14 protein-coding genes and 1 pseudogene are annotated in these 16706 nt (G+C 70.4%); 9 read left to right on the top strand and 6 right to left on the bottom strand.

The window, feature by feature from the left end; genetic code table 11:
- Positions 1-88 precede the first annotated feature (88 nt).
- Positions 89-970: a phosphatase PAP2 family protein gene (locus ACFZBT_RS18975; protein WP_391104731.1), complete on the top strand. Its 882-nt coding sequence runs from the start codon at positions 89-91 to the stop codon at positions 968-970.
- 219 nt (positions 971-1189) lie between these two features.
- Here the strand turns inward: ACFZBT_RS18975 and ACFZBT_RS18970 are convergent, their stop codons facing one another.
- Both ACFZBT_RS18970 and ACFZBT_RS18965 read right to left on the bottom strand, forming a co-directional pair.
- Positions 1190-4198, bottom strand: coding sequence for a bifunctional [glutamine synthetase] adenylyltransferase/[glutamine synthetase]-adenylyl-L-tyrosine phosphorylase (locus tag ACFZBT_RS18970; RefSeq protein WP_391104729.1), 3009 nt, complete (start codon positions 4196-4198; stop codon positions 1190-1192).
- Between the two features lie 353 nt (positions 4199-4551).
- Positions 4552-5889 carry an RNA-guided endonuclease TnpB family protein gene (locus ACFZBT_RS18965; protein ID WP_391104727.1) on the bottom strand — a complete coding sequence of 446 codons (1338 nt, stop codon included), beginning with the start codon at positions 5887-5889 and terminating at the stop codon, positions 4552-4554.
- 248 nt (positions 5890-6137) lie between these two features.
- On the opposite strand from ACFZBT_RS18965, the gene ACFZBT_RS18960 reads away from it, so the two are divergent.
- The gene (locus ACFZBT_RS18960) at positions 6138-6398 is read left to right on the top strand and encodes a hypothetical protein (protein ID WP_391104725.1); all 261 of its coding nucleotides are present in this window, start codon (positions 6138-6140) and stop codon (positions 6396-6398) included.
- Positions 6382-6828 carry a VOC family protein gene (locus ACFZBT_RS18955; protein WP_391104723.1) on the top strand — a complete coding sequence of 149 codons (447 nt, stop codon included), beginning with the start codon at positions 6382-6384 and terminating at the stop codon, positions 6826-6828. Before ACFZBT_RS18960 ends, ACFZBT_RS18955 begins: the two co-directional genes overlap by 17 nt.
- A 75-nt stretch (positions 6829-6903) precedes the next feature.
- Here the strand turns inward: ACFZBT_RS18955 and glnA are convergent, their stop codons facing one another.
- Positions 6904-8265 (bottom strand): type I glutamate--ammonia ligase, encoded by a 1362-nt coding sequence (gene glnA, locus ACFZBT_RS18950; RefSeq protein ID WP_184596240.1) that lies wholly within the window; start codon positions 8263-8265, stop codon positions 6904-6906.
- Between the two features lie 294 nt (positions 8266-8559).
- Between glnA and ACFZBT_RS18945 the strand changes: the two genes are divergently transcribed.
- On the top strand, positions 8560-9747 hold the full coding sequence (locus ACFZBT_RS18945; protein WP_391104720.1) for a globin domain-containing protein: 1188 nt from the start codon (positions 8560-8562) through the stop codon (positions 9745-9747).
- A 13-nt stretch (positions 9748-9760) separates the two neighbouring features.
- Here the strand turns inward: ACFZBT_RS18945 and ACFZBT_RS18940 are convergent, their stop codons facing one another.
- On the bottom strand, positions 9761-10198 hold the full coding sequence (locus tag ACFZBT_RS18940) for an Rrf2 family transcriptional regulator (protein WP_391104718.1): 438 nt from the start codon (positions 10196-10198) through the stop codon (positions 9761-9763).
- Between the two features lie 186 nt (positions 10199-10384).
- Between ACFZBT_RS18940 and ACFZBT_RS18935 the strand changes: the two genes are divergently transcribed.
- From ACFZBT_RS18935 to ACFZBT_RS18920, 4 genes and pseudogenes are all read left to right on the top strand, one after another.
- Complete coding sequence (locus ACFZBT_RS18935; RefSeq protein WP_391104716.1) at positions 10385-11056, top strand: DUF3105 domain-containing protein; 672 nt, start codon at positions 10385-10387, stop codon at positions 11054-11056.
- Positions 11053-11670, top strand: coding sequence for a DUF305 domain-containing protein (locus ACFZBT_RS18930; RefSeq protein ID WP_391104714.1), 618 nt, complete (start codon positions 11053-11055; stop codon positions 11668-11670). The genes ACFZBT_RS18935 and ACFZBT_RS18930 overlap by 4 nt, the downstream gene beginning before the upstream one ends.
- A gap of 759 nt (positions 11671-12429) precedes the next feature.
- Positions 12430-12834 (top strand): annotated as a pseudogene (locus tag ACFZBT_RS18925) (serine protease); the annotation flags it as partial.
- 76 nt (positions 12835-12910) lie between these two features.
- A complete protein-coding gene (locus ACFZBT_RS18920; RefSeq protein ID WP_391104711.1) occupies positions 12911-14665 on the top strand; it encodes an NAD+ synthase in 1755 nt (584 codons plus the stop codon).
- Positions 14666-14711: 46 nt separating this feature from the next.
- Here the strand turns inward: ACFZBT_RS18920 and ACFZBT_RS18915 are convergent, their stop codons facing one another.
- Complete coding sequence (locus ACFZBT_RS18915; RefSeq protein ID WP_391104709.1) at positions 14712-15200, bottom strand: hypothetical protein; 489 nt, start codon at positions 15198-15200, stop codon at positions 14712-14714.
- 150 nt (positions 15201-15350) lie between these two features.
- The gene (locus ACFZBT_RS18910; RefSeq protein ID WP_391104706.1) at positions 15351-15905 is read right to left on the bottom strand and encodes an ABATE domain-containing protein; all 555 of its coding nucleotides are present in this window, start codon (positions 15903-15905) and stop codon (positions 15351-15353) included.
- Between the two features lie 85 nt (positions 15906-15990).
- Between ACFZBT_RS18910 and ACFZBT_RS18905 the strand changes: the two genes are divergently transcribed.
- Entirely contained in the window at positions 15991-16704 is a 714-nt protein-coding gene (locus ACFZBT_RS18905) for a haloacid dehalogenase type II (protein ID WP_391104703.1), read from the top strand.
- The last annotated feature ends 2 nt before the right edge of the window (positions 16705-16706 follow it).

Below are 16706 nucleotides of genomic sequence, written 5' to 3'. Positions count from 1 at the left end.
CCTGATCTCGCCGTAGGGAGAACATGCGACCCGGGCCCGGCCGGGGGATGATCGGTGGGGAAGTCCTTTTCTGGCAGACTTTGTGCCTATGGGTGAAACGACCGTGACGAAGCCGGAAGGCCGGGAATCGGCCCTTCCGCAGCCCGTTACGGCCGAGAGCGGCACGGGTCCATCGCGTCGGCCGCGCGCCCCGCGCCGGCCCCGGTTCTGGTTCGAGATCCTGCTGATCGCGGTGAGTTACTGGACGTATTCGCTGATCCGCAATGCCGTGCCCGAGCAGAAGACCGAGGCGCTGCGCAACGCCGACTGGATCTGGAAGGCCGAGCACCAGCTGGGCATCGCCGTGGAGGAGTCGGTCAATCACGCCGTGAACACGGTGACTTGGCTGATCATCGGCATGAACTACTACTACGCGACGCTGCACTTCGTGGTGACGCTGGGTGTGCTCGTGTGGCTGTTCCGTTGGCATCCCGGCCGGTACGCGGCGACCCGGCTGGTGCTGTTCGCGACCACCGCCGTCGCCCTGGTCGGCTACTACCTGTATCCGCTGGCGCCCCCGCGCCTGATGAACGGCAGCGGTTTCATCGACACCGTCATGGTCCACCAGACCTGGGGATCGATGGCCTCCGGCGACCTGAAGCACATGTCCAACCAGTACGCCGCGATGCCGTCGATGCACATCGGCTGGTCCCTGTGGTGCGGCCTGACGATCTTCGCCCTGGCGACGGTCCCCTGGGTGCGGGTGCTGGGCCTGCTGTACCCGATGCTGACCCTGGTGGTCATCGTCGCCACCGCGAACCACTTCTGGCTCGACGCGGTGGGCGGCCTGCTCTGCCTGGCCTTCGGCTTCGGGGTGGCGAGGCTCTGGTACGGCACCCAGCCGTACGCGCTGCCGCGCCTGGTCCCGGCGAGGGCTACCTCGCCAGGGCACCGCGTGCGGGTGGGGGCCGGCCCGGGGCCGTCGGACTAGGGCCTGTCGTTTGGATCACGCCGCAGACGCGGGGCCTGGCACGCACATCTGCCGCGTTCTCGTCGGTCGCCGACTCCCCCACGCTCGGCTTCGCTCGCGCGGGCGGGGCCCCATCGCGTCGACTCCCTCCTCCGCCTTGCATCTGCACGCACCAGGCCCCGCTCACCGGCGTCGAAGAAGTGCTGCCGATTCCCTGCGCCGTGATCCAAACGACAGGCCCTAGCGCTCCGTCGCCCCGTAGAAGAGTTCCTCCACCACGCCCCGTGCCCTGCGCGCCGTGCGGCGGTACGCGTCGAGCATGTCGCCCGCGTGGCCGGGGCCGTAGCCCAGGTAACGGCCGACGGCCGCCAGTTCGCGGGACTCCGTGGGGAACGTGTCGCCGGCCCGGCCCCGGACCAGCATCACCGCGTTGCGGACGCGGGTCGCGAGGACCCAGGCCTCGTCCAGGGTCGCGGCGTCCTCCTCCGTGATGAGCCCGGCCGTGCGGGCGGCGGCCAGGGCCTCCCGGGTGCGGGTGGTGCGCAGGCCCGGCTCCGCCGAGCCGTGCCGCAGTTGCAGCAGCTGCACGGTCCACTCCACGTCGGAGAGGCCGCCCGGCCCCAGCTTGGCGTGGAGTTTGGGGTCGGCGCCGCGCGGCAGCCGCTCGGACTCCATCCGGGCCTTGAGCCGCCGGATCTCGCGGACGGCCTCGTCGTCGAGCCCGTCCGCCCGGTAGCGCAGCGGGTCGATCAGCTCGATGAACCGGCGGCCCAGGTCCGCGTCCCCGGCGACGGGCACGGCCCGCAGCAGCGCGTGCGACTCCCAGGTCAGGGACCACCGGCGGTAGTACGCCTCGTACGACTTCAGGGTCCGCACGAGCGGCCCGGACTTGCCTTCGGGGCGCAGGTCGGCGTCGATGAGCAGGGGCGGGTCGGCGCTGGGGATCTGGAGCAGGCGGCGCATCTCGGAGACGACCTTGTTGGCGGCCTGCCCGGCCTCGTGCTCGTCGACGCCGTCACGCGGCTCGTGCACGAAGAGCACGTCCGCGTCGGAGCCGTAGCCCAGTTCGTGCCCTCCGAAGCGGCCCATGCCGATGATCGCGAACCGGGTGGGCAGGTCATCGCCCCAGCCGTCCCGCACGACCGCCCGGAGCGTCCCGGCGAGCGTCGCCGCCGTCAGGTCCGACACCGCGCCGCCGACCCGGTCCACCAGCGCGCCCTGGTCGGCCTCGGCGGGCTGCTCCTCGGTGCCGTAGGAGCCGACGATGTCGACGGCGGCCGTACGGAACAGCTCGCGGCGGCGCACCCCGCGTGCGGCGGTGACCGCTTGGGCGGCCCCGTCGGCCCGTTTCACGGCGGCGAGTATCTCCTGCTCCAGATGGGCGCGGGAGCGGGGCTCCAGACCGCCGCCGTCCCCGTCGCCGAGCAGCGCCACCGCCTCGGGGGCGCGCATCAGCAGGTCGGGCGCGAGCCGCCCGGCGGACAGCACCCGGGCGAGGTTCTGCGCGGCGGCGCCCTCGTCCCGCAGCAGCCGCAGGTACCAGGGCGTCTTGCCGAGGGCGTCCGACACCTTGCGGAAGTTGAGCAGGCCCGCGTCCGGGTCGGCGGAGTCGGCGAACCAGCCCAGCAGGACGGGCAGCAGGGTGCGCTGGATGGCGGCCTTGCGGGTGACGCCGGAGGCCAGCGCCTCCAGATGGCGCAGGGCGGAGGCGGGGTCGGCGTAGCCGAGGGCGACCATGCGCTCCCGGGCCGCCTCGGGCCTGAGCCGGGCCTCTCCGGAGGCGAGCTGGGCGACCGCGTCCAGCAGCGGCCGGTAGAACAGCTTCTCGTGCAGCCTGCGTACGACGGTGGCGTGCCGCCGCCACTCGCGGTGCAGGTCGGCGACCGGGTCGGCGCGCAGGCCGAGGGAGCGGCCGATGCGGCGCAGCTCGGCCTCGTCCTCGGGGACGAGGTGCGTCCGCCGCAGCCGGAACAGCTGGATCCGGTGCTCCATGGAGCGCAGGAAGCGGTAGGCCTCGTCGAGCTGGGCGGCGTCGGCACGGCCGACGTAGCCGCCGGAGGCGAGGGCCTTGAGCGCGTCGAGGGTGGTGCCGCTGCGCAGGGAGGTGTCGGTCCGGCCGTGCACCAGCTGGAGCAGTTGCACGGCGAACTCGACGTCCCTGAGGCCGCCCGGGCCCAGCTTGAGCTGGCGGTCGACCTCGGCGAGGGGGATGTTCTCCACGACCCGGCGGCGCATCTTCTGCACGTCGGGGACGAAGTTCTCGCGCTCGGCGGCCTTCCACACCAGGGGCTGGACGGCGGCGACGTACTCCGCGCCGAGGTCGAGGTCGCCGGCCACCGGGCGGGCCTTGAGCAGCGCCTGGAACTCCCAGGTCTTGGCCCAGCGCTGGTAGTAGGCGAGGTGGCTGGAGAGGGTCCGTACGAGCGGACCGTTTCTGCCCTCGGGCCGGAGGTTGGCGTCCACGGGCCAGATGGAGCCCTCGACCGTGGTCTCCGAGCAGATCCGCATCATGTGCGAGGCGAGCCGGGTCGCGGCCCGCACGGCCTTGGTCTCGTCGGCCCCCTCGACCGCCTCCCCCACGAAGATGACGTCCACGTCGGAGACGTAGTTCAGCTCGTGGCCGCCGCACTTGCCCATCGCGACGACGGCGAGCCGGCACAGGGCGGCGTCCTCGGGCGCGGCGGCCTCGGCGAGACCGAGGGCGGCGCGCAGGGTGGCGGTCGCGAGGTCGGCGAGCTCGGCCGCGGACTCGGCGACGCCGGTCGTGCCGCACACGTCCCGGGCCGCGATGGACAGCAGGCAGCGCCGGTAGGCGACGCGCAGGGAGACCGGGTCGGTGGCCTCCGCGAGGCCCGCCTCGAACTCCTCCACCCCGGGGTGCAGGTCGTACGCCTCGTACATGACGAGTGCCTGCCAGTCGCCCGGGTGCCGGGTGAGATGGTCGGCGAGGGCGGTGGAGGCGCCCAGCACGCCGAGCAGCCGGTCGCGCAGCGGCTTGGACGAGATCAGCGTGTCGAGCAGCTCCCGGCGCGCGCCGGGGTCCCGCTGGGCCTCCAGCAGCCGGACGAGTCCGAGCAGGGCGAGATCGGGGTCGGCGGTCCCGCCCAGCGCTTCCAGCAGCACCGGGTCGTCGCGCAGGAGCACGAGCTCGGGACTGTCCAGGAGCCGTTCGGCGGCGGAGGCGTCCGTGAAGCCGTGCCGCAGCAGCCGTGTGAAGGTACTGCTCCTGCGCCCCGGCGCCGCCGTCATCCCGGGCCTCCCTCGGACTCGCCTCGGACTTGCTTCGGATCAAGGTCGTACGGCTTTGAGCCTAGCCGCAGACCCCGGTGGAGGCTCCGATGAGTTCGTCAGGCAGACGGGGGCAGGTCTCCCCTGTGGGGGCGCTCCGTCGCGGTCGCCGACGGCGGAGTGCGGCTCACGGCAACCGGAGCTGTTTTGGATCATGACGGTGCAGCCGGGCGGGGGTCAGTACTCCCCCATTGTCTCAAGGGCAAGGAGGGACCGCCATGCCCGTCTGCTTGATGATGGTCCGTGCCGTTGAGTCCGGGGTCGGCAGGTGGCAACAGGTGCGGTCGCGTGTGATGCGACAGTGCACGAAGCGATCACGAACCAGAGAGAACGGTGCGGGACACGCCGCCGTCTACGCGGTGGTGCCACACACCGTTTTCGGCTTCGTTGACGTGCTCCCCGGCATGAAGTCCTGGGATTCCGGCCTGGGTCGGCTGACCCTTCCGAAGGCTTCCTGCTTCACCGCGCTGTGCCGGGACTTTCGTCCTGGTCTTACCGGCGCTCCACGAGGCGTTTAGCGTCTCCGCCCGTCCGGCGGCGACGATACGGCGTCCTTCGACGAGGACGTTACGGGCTGCGTTGTGGTCACGGTCGTGCACGGTGCCGCACGCCCTGCACATCCACTCCCGGACGTGCAACGGTTTGGGGCCGTCCCTAAATCCGCAAGCCGAGCAGAGCTGAGTGGACGGGAAGGCACGGTCCACCTTGGCGAAGGTGCGGCCGTGTTTGACCGCCTTGTACTCCAGCATGCCAACAAACGCGGACCATCCCGCGTCGTGCACGGACTTGGCGAGCCGGGTGCGGCCGAGACCGGACACCGCGAGGTCTTCCACGTACACCGCTTGGTTGTCGCGAATGATCTGCGTGGAAACCTTGTGGTGGAAGTCTAGGCGCCGGTCGGCCACCTTGGCGTGCTGGCGCGCGACCCTGATACGGGCCTTGGCCCGGTTCTTCGACCCCCTGACCTTGCGGGAAAGCTCCCGCTGAAGGCGCTTGAGCTTCTTCTCAGCCCTGCGCAGGAAGCGCGGGCTGTCAATCTTCCGCCCGTCGGACAAAACCGCGAAGGCGGAAAGACCCAGATCGATACCGGACTCCGCCTCCAGCTCGGGGAGGATGTCCAGCTCGGTGTCCACGACAAAGCTGAGGAAGTACCGGCCGCAACTGTCCTTGATGACGGTCAGGGAGGTCGGCGCGGCCGGCAGGCGGCGGGACCACTTGACCTTGAGATTGCCGACCTTGGCCATATACACCGTGCCGTCGCCCTGTAAGGAGAAGGCATTGGTGGTGAAGCGGATCGACTGCCGAGTGTCCTTCTTCGACTTATAGCGGGGCGGCCCCACCTTCCCGCCGTGCCGCTTACCCCTCAGGCTGTCGAAGAAGCTCTTGTAGGCAGTGTCCAGGTCCCGCAGGGACTGCTGCAGGACGACTGCCGACACATCGGCGAGCCAGGCCCGTTCCTCGGTGCGCTTGGCCTGGGTGATACGAAGCCGGGACAACTCCGCCGACTTCACATACGGCTGCCCCGCCGCGTGCGCTTGTTGCCGGTCGCGCAGGCAGTCGTTCCACACCACACGGGCGCACCCGAACGCCTTGGCCAGCGCACGGCGCTGGGAGGCATCCGGATAGGCCCGGAAGTTGTAGCGGAGCTGCATACGGATCACCGTATGGATGCTTCCTGGCCGCTCACGGCGAAAGATCACATCCAACCGAAATTGCTCACGATGTAAGCAACCGTGTTCGAGGACTTCTATGGAGCTGAGGGAGTTCAACGGCGACACGATCATGTTCACCTGTTGGTGCACGACGCACCGAAGGTCGCCGTCTCAAAACGGGTCAGCCTCAAGGCGTCTCCGCCCGCCGGATCGGCCAGGAGTTCACCGGCCGGATCAACCGCGCCACCATGCACGGACACCTGTGGTCGCCCTCGTACTTCTCCGCCTCCTGCTGTGGAGCACCGCCGGCAACCGTCCGCCACTACAGCGAGCAGCGATTCGTCCGCTCCAAGATGCCAGTGAGGGCAGTTCCGAAATGCGTTTCATCCCCGGCGTCAACGCCGGGGCCTTCACGCAAGATCGCCGGTAAGGTGGAGCCGTCCAGCCAGACAAGGTGGTGGTTTCACCGATGCCTGTCAAAGGAGTCACGCCATGGACTTCACTCTTGAAGTCATCCCGCTGCCCGTGACCGACATCGACCGTGCCCGGGACTTCTACCGAGACAAGGTCGGCTTCCACGTGGACATCGACCAGGAGGTCATGCCCGGGATGCGGATCGTCCAGCTGACGCCTCCCGGCTCCGGCTGTTCGATCGCCCTCGGCGACTCCATCTGGGAGATGACCCCTGGCCCCACCCCGGCCCCCGGCTCCTACCAGGGCCTGCAACTGTGCGTCGCCGACATCAAGGCGGCCCACGCGGAACTCGTCGAACGCGGCCTCGACGTCTCGGAGCCGGTCCAGTACGCCCCCGACGACGGCGCCACATTCATGCACTTCCAGGACCCGGACGGCAACGGCTGGGCGATCCAGGAGTACCGGCAGCGGGCGGAGAAGCCGCTGCATCTGCTCCTGGCGGAACTGAAGCGACAGGGGGCCTGACGCTGCCGGGCGCCGCAGGAACGGACGAGGGGCCGACGGTCGCGACCGTCGGCCCCCTGCGGTTCTGAGTCGCCCCTACAGCGCCGGCAGATTCTTCCGCAGCTCGAACGCCGTGACCTCGCTGCGGTACTCCTCCCACTCCTGCCGCTTGTTGCGCAGGAAGAAGTCGAAGACGTGCTCGCCGAGGGTCTCGGCGACCAGGTCGCTGCGCTCCATCAGGGTCAGGGCCTCCCCGAGGTTCTGCGGGAGCGGCTCGATGCCCATCGCGCGGCGCTCGGCGTCGGAGAGGGCCCAGACGTCGTCCTCGGCGCCGGGCGGGAGCTCGTAGCCCTCCTCGATGCCCTTGAGGCCTGCGGCCAAGAGGAGGGCGTAGGCCAGGTAGGGGTTCGCGCCCGAGTCCAGGGAGCGGACCTCCACCCGCGCCGAGCCGGTCTTGCCGGGCTTGTACATCGGGACGCGGACCAGCGCCGAGCGGTTGTTGTGGCCCCAGCAGATGTACGAGGGGGCCTCGCCGCCCGCGCCCGCCGTGCGCTCCGCGCCGCCCCAGATGCGCTTGTAGGAGTTGACCCACTGGTTGGTGACCGCGGAGATCTCCGCCGCGTGCCGCAGCAGGCCCGCGATGAAGGAGCGGCCCACCTTCGAGAGCTGGTACTCCGAGCCGGACTCGTAGAAGGCGTTGCGGTCGCCCTCGAAGAGCGACAGGTGCGTGTGCATGCCGCTGCCCGGGTGCTCGGAGAACGGCTTCGGCATGAAGGTCGCCTGGACGCCCTGCTCCAGCGCCACCTGCTTCATGACCAGGCGGAACGTCATGATGTTGTCGGCCGTGGAGAGCGCGTCGGCGTACCGCAGGTCGATCTCCTGCTGGCCCGGGGCGCCCTCGTGGTGGGAGAACTCGACCGAGATGCCCATCGACTCCAGCATGGTGATCGCCTGGCGGCGGAAGTCCATGCCGACGTTGGTCGGGGTGTGGTCGAAGTAGCCGGAGTTGTCGGCCGGAGTGGGGCGGGAGCCGTCCAGCGGGCGGTCCTTCAGCAGGAAGAACTCGATCTCCGGGTGGGTGTAGAACGTGAAGCCCAGGTCGGAGGTGCGGGCCAGGGCGCGCTTGAGGACGTAGCGCGGGTCGGCGAAGGACGGGGAGCCGTCCGGCATGAGGATGTCGCAGAACATGCGGGCCGTGCCCGGGGCCTCCGCACGCCACGGCAGGATCTGGAAGGTCGACGGGTCCGGCTTGGCGATCATGTCGGACTCGTAGACCCGGGCGAAGCCCTCGATCGCGGAGCCGTCGAAGCCGATGCCCTCGTCGAAGGCCTGCTCCAGCTCGGCCGGGGCCACGGCGACGGACTTGAGGAAGCCCAGCACGTCCGTGAACCACAGGCGTACGAACCGGATGTCGCGCTCCTCCAATGTCCGGAGCACGAACTCCTGCTGCTTGTCCATCTTCCGCTTCCCATCCTTGCTGGTCAGGCCGCCTTCTCTTCCGTACCACGGGAGGCGGTCGGGCACCTGAGCATCCCACCACACCACCATTTCGTACGCGTTGCGCACCATGATCGCCCGGCCGGCCCGGGGCCGAACGCCTCACATACGGCGGGTGAACTGCTCTTCCGCCCATAGTGCCTGCTCGCGGTGACATCCGTAACGGCCGGTCCGCTTCGTTGCTCCACCAGCTAAAGTTGCATCTCAGATGCAACTTTAAATACCGTGCGCGCAGTCGAGCACCGAGGAGCCCCGATGCTGTCCGAGCAGTCCGCCGCCACCGTCCGCGCCACACTCCCCGCCGTCGGCGCGGCGCTGGCTGAGATCACCGAGCGCTTCTACGCCGGCCTGTTCGCGGCCCGCCCCGAACTGCTGCGGGACCTCTTCAACCGGGGCAACCAGGCCGCCGGCACCCAGCGGCAGGCGCTCGCAGGCTCCGTCGCCGCCTTCGCGACGCACCTGCTGGACCGTCCGGAGCAGCGGCCGGACGCGATGCTGCAGCGCATCGCCCACAAACACGCCTCGCTCGGCGTCACCCCCGAGCAGTACGGCCTCGTCCACGAGCACCTGTTCGCCGCCATCGCCGAGGTGCTCGGCGACGCCGTGACGCCCGAGGTCGCCGCCGCCTGGGACGAGGTCTACTGGCTGATGGCGAACGCGCTGATCGCCGTCGAGAAGCGGCTGCTGGAGGAGAGCGGCCGGCCAGGCTGGCGGACCTGGGAGGTCGCCGAGCGCGTCCCCGAGACCGCGGACGTCGTCACCTTCCGGCTGCGGCCCGTCGACGGGGGCCCGGTGCGGGACTTCCTCGCGGGCCAGTACGTCTCCGTGCGCGTCGCCCTCCCGGACGGCGCCCGGCAGATACGGCAGTACAGCCTCTCCGGCGCGCCCGGTCCGCTGCTCCGGCAGATCAGCGTGAAGCGCGTGCACGGGGACGCCGCTCCCGACGGCGAGGTCTCGAACCACCTCCACGCGCGCGTGCGCGAGGGCGACGTCCTCGAACTGTCGGAGCCGTACGGCGATCTGGTCCTGGACGCCGGCCCCGATACGCCGCTGCTGCTGGCCTCGGCAGGCATCGGCGTCACCCCGATGACCGCGATGCTGGCGCACCTCGCCGGATCGGACCACCGCGCCCCGGTCACCGTCGTACACGGCGACCGCTCACCCGCCACCCACGCCCTGCGCGCCGACCACGAGGCCTACGCGGCCAAGCTGCCGGACTCGGCCGTCCACCTCTGGTATGAGCAGGACGCCCCCTCGGGCACCCACTCCGGGCTGGTCGACCTCACCGGCGTCCCGGTCGCGCCGGGCACGCGCGCGTACCTGTGCGGGCCGCTGCCGTTCATGCGGGCGGTACGGGCCCAGCTCATCGCGAAGGGCGTGGCCCCGGCCGACATCCACTACGAGGTGTTCGGGCCGGACCTGTGGCTGGCGGGGCAGGCCTGAGGTCCTGGGCGGACTAGAGGCTTCCCCGCGAGATCCTCAGCAGCAGCGCCCCGGTCGGCTCCGCCACGATGTCCCCGACCGTGACCGGGTCCAGTGAGGCGAAGAACGCCTCCTGGGCCCGGCGCAGGGCGCCGCGCAGCCGGCAGGCGGAGTTCAGAGGGCAGGGGGTGCTGCCCTCGCAGTCGACCACGTCGCCGTCGCCCTCGAAGGCGCGCACCACGGCACCCACCGACGCTGTACGGCCCCGCTCCGTCAGGGTGAGTCCGCCACCGCGGCCCCGGCGGGCCTCGAGCAGCCCCATGTGCTGGAGCTCGGCGACGACCTTCGCCAGGTGCGTGTACGGCACGTCCATGCCGTCCGCGACCTCCCGGGTCGTCGGACTCGACTCGCCCGCGACGGCGAGCCGCATGAGGACCCGCAGGGCGAGGTCGGTGGAGCGCAGCAGCCGCATACACGCAGCGTAGGTAATGGGAATCTGCGGTTCAAATTATCCGGGCCCCGCATCTCCGAAGCTGTCGGGCACCTGTCGGTGCCATATCGATTCAGCCCATTCCCTCCGCCGCTCTACGAGGCGCCCCGCTCCCCCCATTACGATCAGCTCACCCGACCGTCCCACCTTTCCCACGAAGGGCACCTCATGGGCTCCGCCAACAAGAGCAGCACGGCACGCAAGGCGCGGATAGAGGAGATGCGGCGCGCCGAGCAGTCCCGTGAGCGCCGCAACCGGATCCTCGTCATCGCGGCCAGTGTGGTGGTGGTGTGCGGTCTCGTCGGCGGCGGTGTCGTGCTCGTGCGGTCCCAGTCCGGCGACGGCGGCAGTGACACCGCCGCCGCGAAGGACACCTCGGGCAAGGGGAAGTTCGTCACCGGCGAGGACGGCGTGAGGACCTGGGAAGGGAAGCTGGCCCGCAACCATGTCACCAAGAAGGTGAAGTACGCCTCCGAGCCCCCGGTCGGCGGCGACCACAACCAGGCCTGGATGAACTGCAACGGGGACGTCTACACCGAGCAGCTCGACAACACCAACGCCGTGCACTCGCTGGAGCACGGCGCGGTGTGGGTGACGTACAACGCCAAGGCGAAGAAGGCCGACGTCGACGCGCTCGCGGCGAAGGTGAAGAAGACGCCGTACACGCTGATGAGCCCGATGGACGACCAGAAGGACCCGATCATGCTGTCGGCGTGGGGCCACCAGCGCACGGTGACCGGCGCGAGCGACCCGAACGTGGACAAGTTCTTCGAGAAGTTCGTCCAGGGCGAGCAGACGCCCGAGCCGGGTGCCGCCTGCACCAACGGGCTGTCGCAGTGAGGCACGCCGGTCTGATCGCCGGGGCCGCGCTGACGGCGCTCGCCGCGGCCGGCGGGATCACCTACGCCGTCGCCGGGGACGACGGCAGCAGCAAGACCCCTTCCGCCGAGTCCGCCGACGCCGGGTTCGCGCGGGACATGGCGGTGCATCATCAGCAGGCCGTGGAGATGTCGTACATCGTGCGCGACCGCACGAAGGACGAGGACGTGCGGCGCCTCGCGTACGACATCGCCCAGACGCAGGCCAACCAGCGCGGCATGATGATCGGCTGGCTCGACCTGTGGGGGCTGCCCAAGGTGTCCTCCGAGCCGATGGCCTGGATGGACATGGGCGGCATGGCCTCCGGCAAGGACGGCGCGCTGATGCCGGGCATGGCCACCAACACCGAGCTGAAGAAGCTCGGCACGCTGAACGGCAAGCAGGCGGAGATCTTCTACCTCCAGCTGATGACGGACCATCACAAGGGCGGTGTCCACATGGCCGAGGGCTGTGTGGAGAGGTGCACGGTCGGCGTCGAGAAGCGGCTCGCGCAGGGCATGGTGGAGGCGCAGCAGTCGGAGATCGGCCTGATGTCGGACCTGCTGAAGGAGCGGGGCGCCGCGCCGCGCTCGTAGGACCCGTACGGCACTTAAGCCTCAAATCACCCTGCCTTACGGCTCCTTGGGCACTTCTTGGCCCGCCCAGGGCGCTTCTTGGGCTTCGCATTCCCCTGACATGAACGGTTCGTCGCGAGAGTGGCGGGCGTCGTGTGATCCACTCGCGAGGACCCGCACAGAGGGCACAGCGACGCCACTCGATCGAGTGGCGACAGCCGGTACGCCTTGAGGATCATTTGCGCGGACGGTTACGGTCCCTGTTGCGACCTGCGACAACTGGTACGGCGACAGCGTGCGGGGCCCCTGCTCCACCAGAGCGATGGTTCAGGGCCTCTCCGTCGCCCCTGGCCGTTCCTGCCGGGTCAGGTCGTGAGGGACTCCGCCCGCCCGACCCGGACCACGGACAGGATCCGTGTCGCCGCTCGGGATGCGAAAGCGGACGACCAGTACGCCCAACTACCGTTCGGGGCGTGCCAGTGCTCGGCCCAGCCGCGTACTGCTCAGGAACGGTTCCATGAGATCCAGTCGTGGGCTGGACGCGGCAGTGAGGCTGCTGCCTGTCGGCGCAGGCACCCGGCATGCGATCGGTCCTGGCTCTCCGGAAGCGGGGAAGCCAGGGCCGCGCTGTGCACGGCCTCAACCGCCCCTGCGAAACCTCAGGACGCCGTACTGACCGTCACCGGCCTGGACAACGCGCCCCACATGGTCACGCACGACGACCGGCTGCCGCCGCCGGACACCGTGTTCCGCAACGCCGGGCCGTTCTCCTCGTACTACACCGACTTCCTGGTCGGCCAGACGCAGACCCAGCCGGACGGGAAGACGCAGGCGTACGGCGAGTACCGCATCGGCGGCACCTCGCTCGCCGCGCCGACGATCGCGGCCATCCAGGCCCTGGCCCAGGAGGCCCGGGGCGGCGAGCCGATCGGCTTCGCCGACCCGGCGATCTACGCCAAGGCCGGCTCGAAGGTCTACCACGACGTCACCGACGACCCGACGGGCTCCGGCCTCGCCGTGGCCCGCGTCGACTTCGTGAACGGCTACGACGCCACCGGCGGTCTGGCCACATCCGTGCGCGGCCTGGGCAAGGACAGCTCACTCGCGGCTGTGAAGGGCTACGACGACGTCACCGGCGTGGGCACGCCCGCGAGCGGCTACCTCGAGTCGTACCGGCGCCGCTGAGCTCCGGGAGTGGACGGGGTGGTGTGGGGTCACTCACACCACCCCATTGCGTCGCTCTGACGATTACACTGGGCGCGTGCCTCAACTACGTCTTGCCCTGAACCAGATCGATTCGAGCGTCGGCGACCTCGCCGGGAACGCCGAGTCGGTCGTCCGCTGGACCCGGCACTCCGCCGAGCAGGGAGCGCATCTCGTGGCGTTCCCGGAGATGGTGCTGACCGGGTATCCCGTCGAGGACCTGGCCCTCAGGTCGTCCTTCGTGGAGGCCTCCCGGGCGGCGCTGCGCGCTCTGGCCACCCGGCTGGCCGACGAGGGCTTCGGCGAGTTGCCGGTGATCGTCGGCTATCTCGACCGCAGCGCGACCGCCCAGCCGAAGTACGGCCAGCCGGCCGGCGCGCCGCAGAACGCGGGGGCGGTGCTGTACGGCGGCGAGGTGGTCCTGAACTACGCCAAGCACCACCTGCCGAACTACGGCGTCTTCGACGAGTTCCGCTACTTCGTGCCCGGCGACAGCATGCCGGTCCTGCGGGTCCACGGTGTTGATGTCGCCCTCGCCATCTGCGAGGACCTCTGGCAGGACGGCGGCCGGGTCCCTGCGGCGCGCTCGGCGCGGGCGGGCCTGCTGGTGTCGATCAACGCCTCCCCCTATGAGCGCAACAAGGACGACACGCGCCTCGATCTGGTCCGCAAGCGGGCCCAGGAGGCCGGCTGCACGACCGCGTACCTGGCCATGATCGGCGGCCAGGACGAGCTGGTGTTCGACGGTGACTCGATCGTCGTGGACAAGGACGGCGAGGTCGTGGCGCGGGCGCCGCAGTTCGCCGAGGGCTGCGTGGTCCTGGACCTGGACCTTCCGGAGGCGCAGGCTGACGCGCCGACGGGTGTGGTGGACGACGGTCTGCGCATCGACCGCGTGGTGCTCTCCGAGAAGCCGCTCGCTCCGTACGAGCGGGAGCTCTCCGGTGGCTACGCGGACCGCTTGGACGACGACGAGGAGGTCTACTCGGCGCTGGTCGTGGGCCTGCGGGCGTACGTCGCGAAGAACGGCTTCAAGTCGGTCCTGATCGGCATGTCGGGCGGCATCGACTCGGCGCTGGTCGCGGCGATCGCTTGCGACGCGGTGGGCGCGCGGAACGTGTACGGCGTGTCGATGCCGTCGAAGTACTCCTCGGACCACTCCAAGGACGACGCGGCGGAGATGGCCCACCGCACGGGCCTGAACTTCCGGACCGTGGCCATCGAGCCGATGTTCGACGCGTACATGGGTTCGCTGGGCCTGACGGGCCTGGCGGAGGAGAACCTCCAGTCGCGCCTGCGCGGCACGCTCCTCATGGCCATCTCCAACCAGGAGGGCCACATCGTCCTGGCCCCAGGCAACAAGTCGGAACTGGCGGTGGGCTACTCGACGCTCTACGGCGACTCCGTCGGCGCGTACGGCCCCATCAAGGACGTGTACAAGACGTCGGTCTTCCGCCTGGCCGAGTGGCGCAACAGGGCGGCCCGGGAGCGCGGCCAGACCCCGCCGATCCCCGAGAACTCCATCACCAAGCCCCCGAGCGCGGAACTCCGCCCCGGCCAGGTCGACACGGACTCGCTCCCCGACTACCCGGTGCTCGACGCGATCCTCGACCTGTACGTCGACCACGACAAGGGCGCGGACGAGATCGTGGCGGCCGGCTTCGACCGGGAGCTGGTCACGAAGACCCTGCGCATGGTCGACACGGCGGAGTACAAGCGGCGGCAGTACCCGCCGGGCACGAAGATCTCGGCGAAGGGCTTCGGGAAGGACCGGCGGCTGCCGATCACCAACGGGTGGCGGGAGTCGGTCTGAGGGCGCGACTTCCAGCAGCCCGCCTCTTCCGGCAGCCCGCCTGCTTCTAGCAGCCCGCCTCGGCGCCGCTGTTCACGAACGAGTCGGCGCTGATCGAGTAGCCTGCCCCGGCCGTGAGGTCGGGGCGGCTTCCGTGGCCGTTCTCCGCGAGGCCCTCGGCGGTGAGGAAGACGATCCGCAGGGACATCCGCTCCTTCGCGAAGCACAAGTCGCCGGACGAGGCTTCGGGGGCCGGAGTCCATCCGTCTCGTTCCGCTGCCGTCCGGTAGTGCGCGGCGACTTCGGCCCGCGTGCCGGGGAAGGCGTAGGTCCGCTGGGCGTACACCGAGACATCGCCGCTGTCCGCCCAGCAGCCGGCGTCGACCTTCTCGAAGCCCCGGGCGACGGCGGCACCGGCGGGCCGGGAGTCGAGGATGCCGAGCGCGGCCATCTCCTTGACCCGGTCGTCGGTCCCCCCGCAGTCCCTTGTGAGTTCCCGCAGCGCGCAGCCGGTGAGCGTGCCGGCGGCGAGCACGATCGACAGGAGCAGGGGCATGGGGCGGGTGGTGCCTGTCCGTATGGGCAATGCGGGCTCCGGGATCAGGGGCAGGACGGAGGGGACCCACCAGGCGGCACGGCCCAAGTCTCCGGGAGCCGTCATCCTCGCATCGCTCCCGGCGCAGGCGTGACACTTCGGTGACCCTGCCTAGGACTCCGCGCTGTCGGCAGCGCCCCGTCTCCGCGCCCGATAGGCCGCCGCCTTGACGCGATTGCCGCACTCCTCCATCCCGCACCACGCGCGCCGCGCACCCCGTGAGCGGTCGAGGTAGAGGCGCGTGCAGTCGGGGCGGCCGCACTCCTTGAGGCGGGTGTGGGGGTCGGCCAGCAAGGTGATTCCGCTCCGGGCCAGTTGGGACAGTGCCGCGGGGAGGTCCCCCGATGTGCGCAGGCCCGTGTCGCTGAGCTCGATGGTGCACGGCGGCCCCGCAGCCGCACCGTTGACGGTGTCGAGGCTGCCGGGGTCGAAGGGGCGCTCCAGCACGCGGTCGAGGGCCAGCCGGTAGAGCGCCTCTCGCAGAGCCAGCGCCGACGCGAAGGTCTGCCCGTCGGCGGTCACCCGGTCGGGAAGCCCGTCACACGCGGCCACCCACCGTTCGAGATCCACGGGGGCGGTCAGAAGGTCGACGGGCTCGTCCCGGCGGCTGAGCACGGTGCCGGTCAGGTCGAGGGCCGGGTCGCCGCTCACGAAGGTGAAATCCACGTCACCATCTTGACCGGTGACGAAGTCGCCGCGCAATATCGTCACCGGTTGAAGTGGTGACGGTGGGCCAACGGCAGGAGGACGCATGAGCGGGATCCACGGCATCGAGGTCGTCGTCTTCGATGTCCTCGGGACGCTGGTCGATGAATCCGGCGGGCTCAGGGCAGCGATGCGTGAGGCGGCCCCCGCGTCCGGCGAGGCCGCCGTCGACGAGTGGGTCGGCCTGTGGCAGCGGCACTGCGAGCGCGAGCAGCAACGCATCCGGCAAGGGCACCGCCCCTATGCCGACACCGAGGTCATCGATGCGGAGGCCGCCCGGCGTGTCGCCGAGCGGGCCGGGATCGACGATCCGGCGGCCATCGACCGGCTGGCCACGGCGGGACAGCGCCTGCCCCCGTGGGGCGACTCCGTCGCCGGTCTCGGGCGGCTCGCGCGGCGGTTTCCCGTGGTGGGGCTCTCCAACGCCAGTAGCACCGCCCTGCTGCGGCTCAACGCGCATGCGGGGCTGCGCTGGCATCAGGCCCTGTCCGCCGAGGCCGTCCGCGCCTACAAACCGGCGCCGGAGGTCTACCGGCTCGCCGTCGACGCTGCCGGATGCCCACCGGAACGCGTCCTCATGGTGGCCGCCCACGCCTGGGACCTGCGGGGAGCGCGGGCGGTGGGCCTTCGGACCGCCTATGTCCATCGGCCCCTCGGGGATCCGCCGACGGGCTCCGACGACTTCGACGGACAGTTCGACGGACTCGACCGACTGGTCCTCGCGCTGACAGCTGGTCAGGTGGCGTCCGGCTCACCCTGACC

Origin of the sequence: Streptomyces sp. NPDC008137, assembly GCF_042957035.1 — a bacterium.
GTDB lineage: Bacteria > Actinomycetota > Actinomycetes > Streptomycetales > Streptomycetaceae > Streptomyces.
The sequence above is the reverse complement of the archived record's forward strand: the minus strand, read 5'-3'. Positions and strand labels throughout refer to the sequence as shown.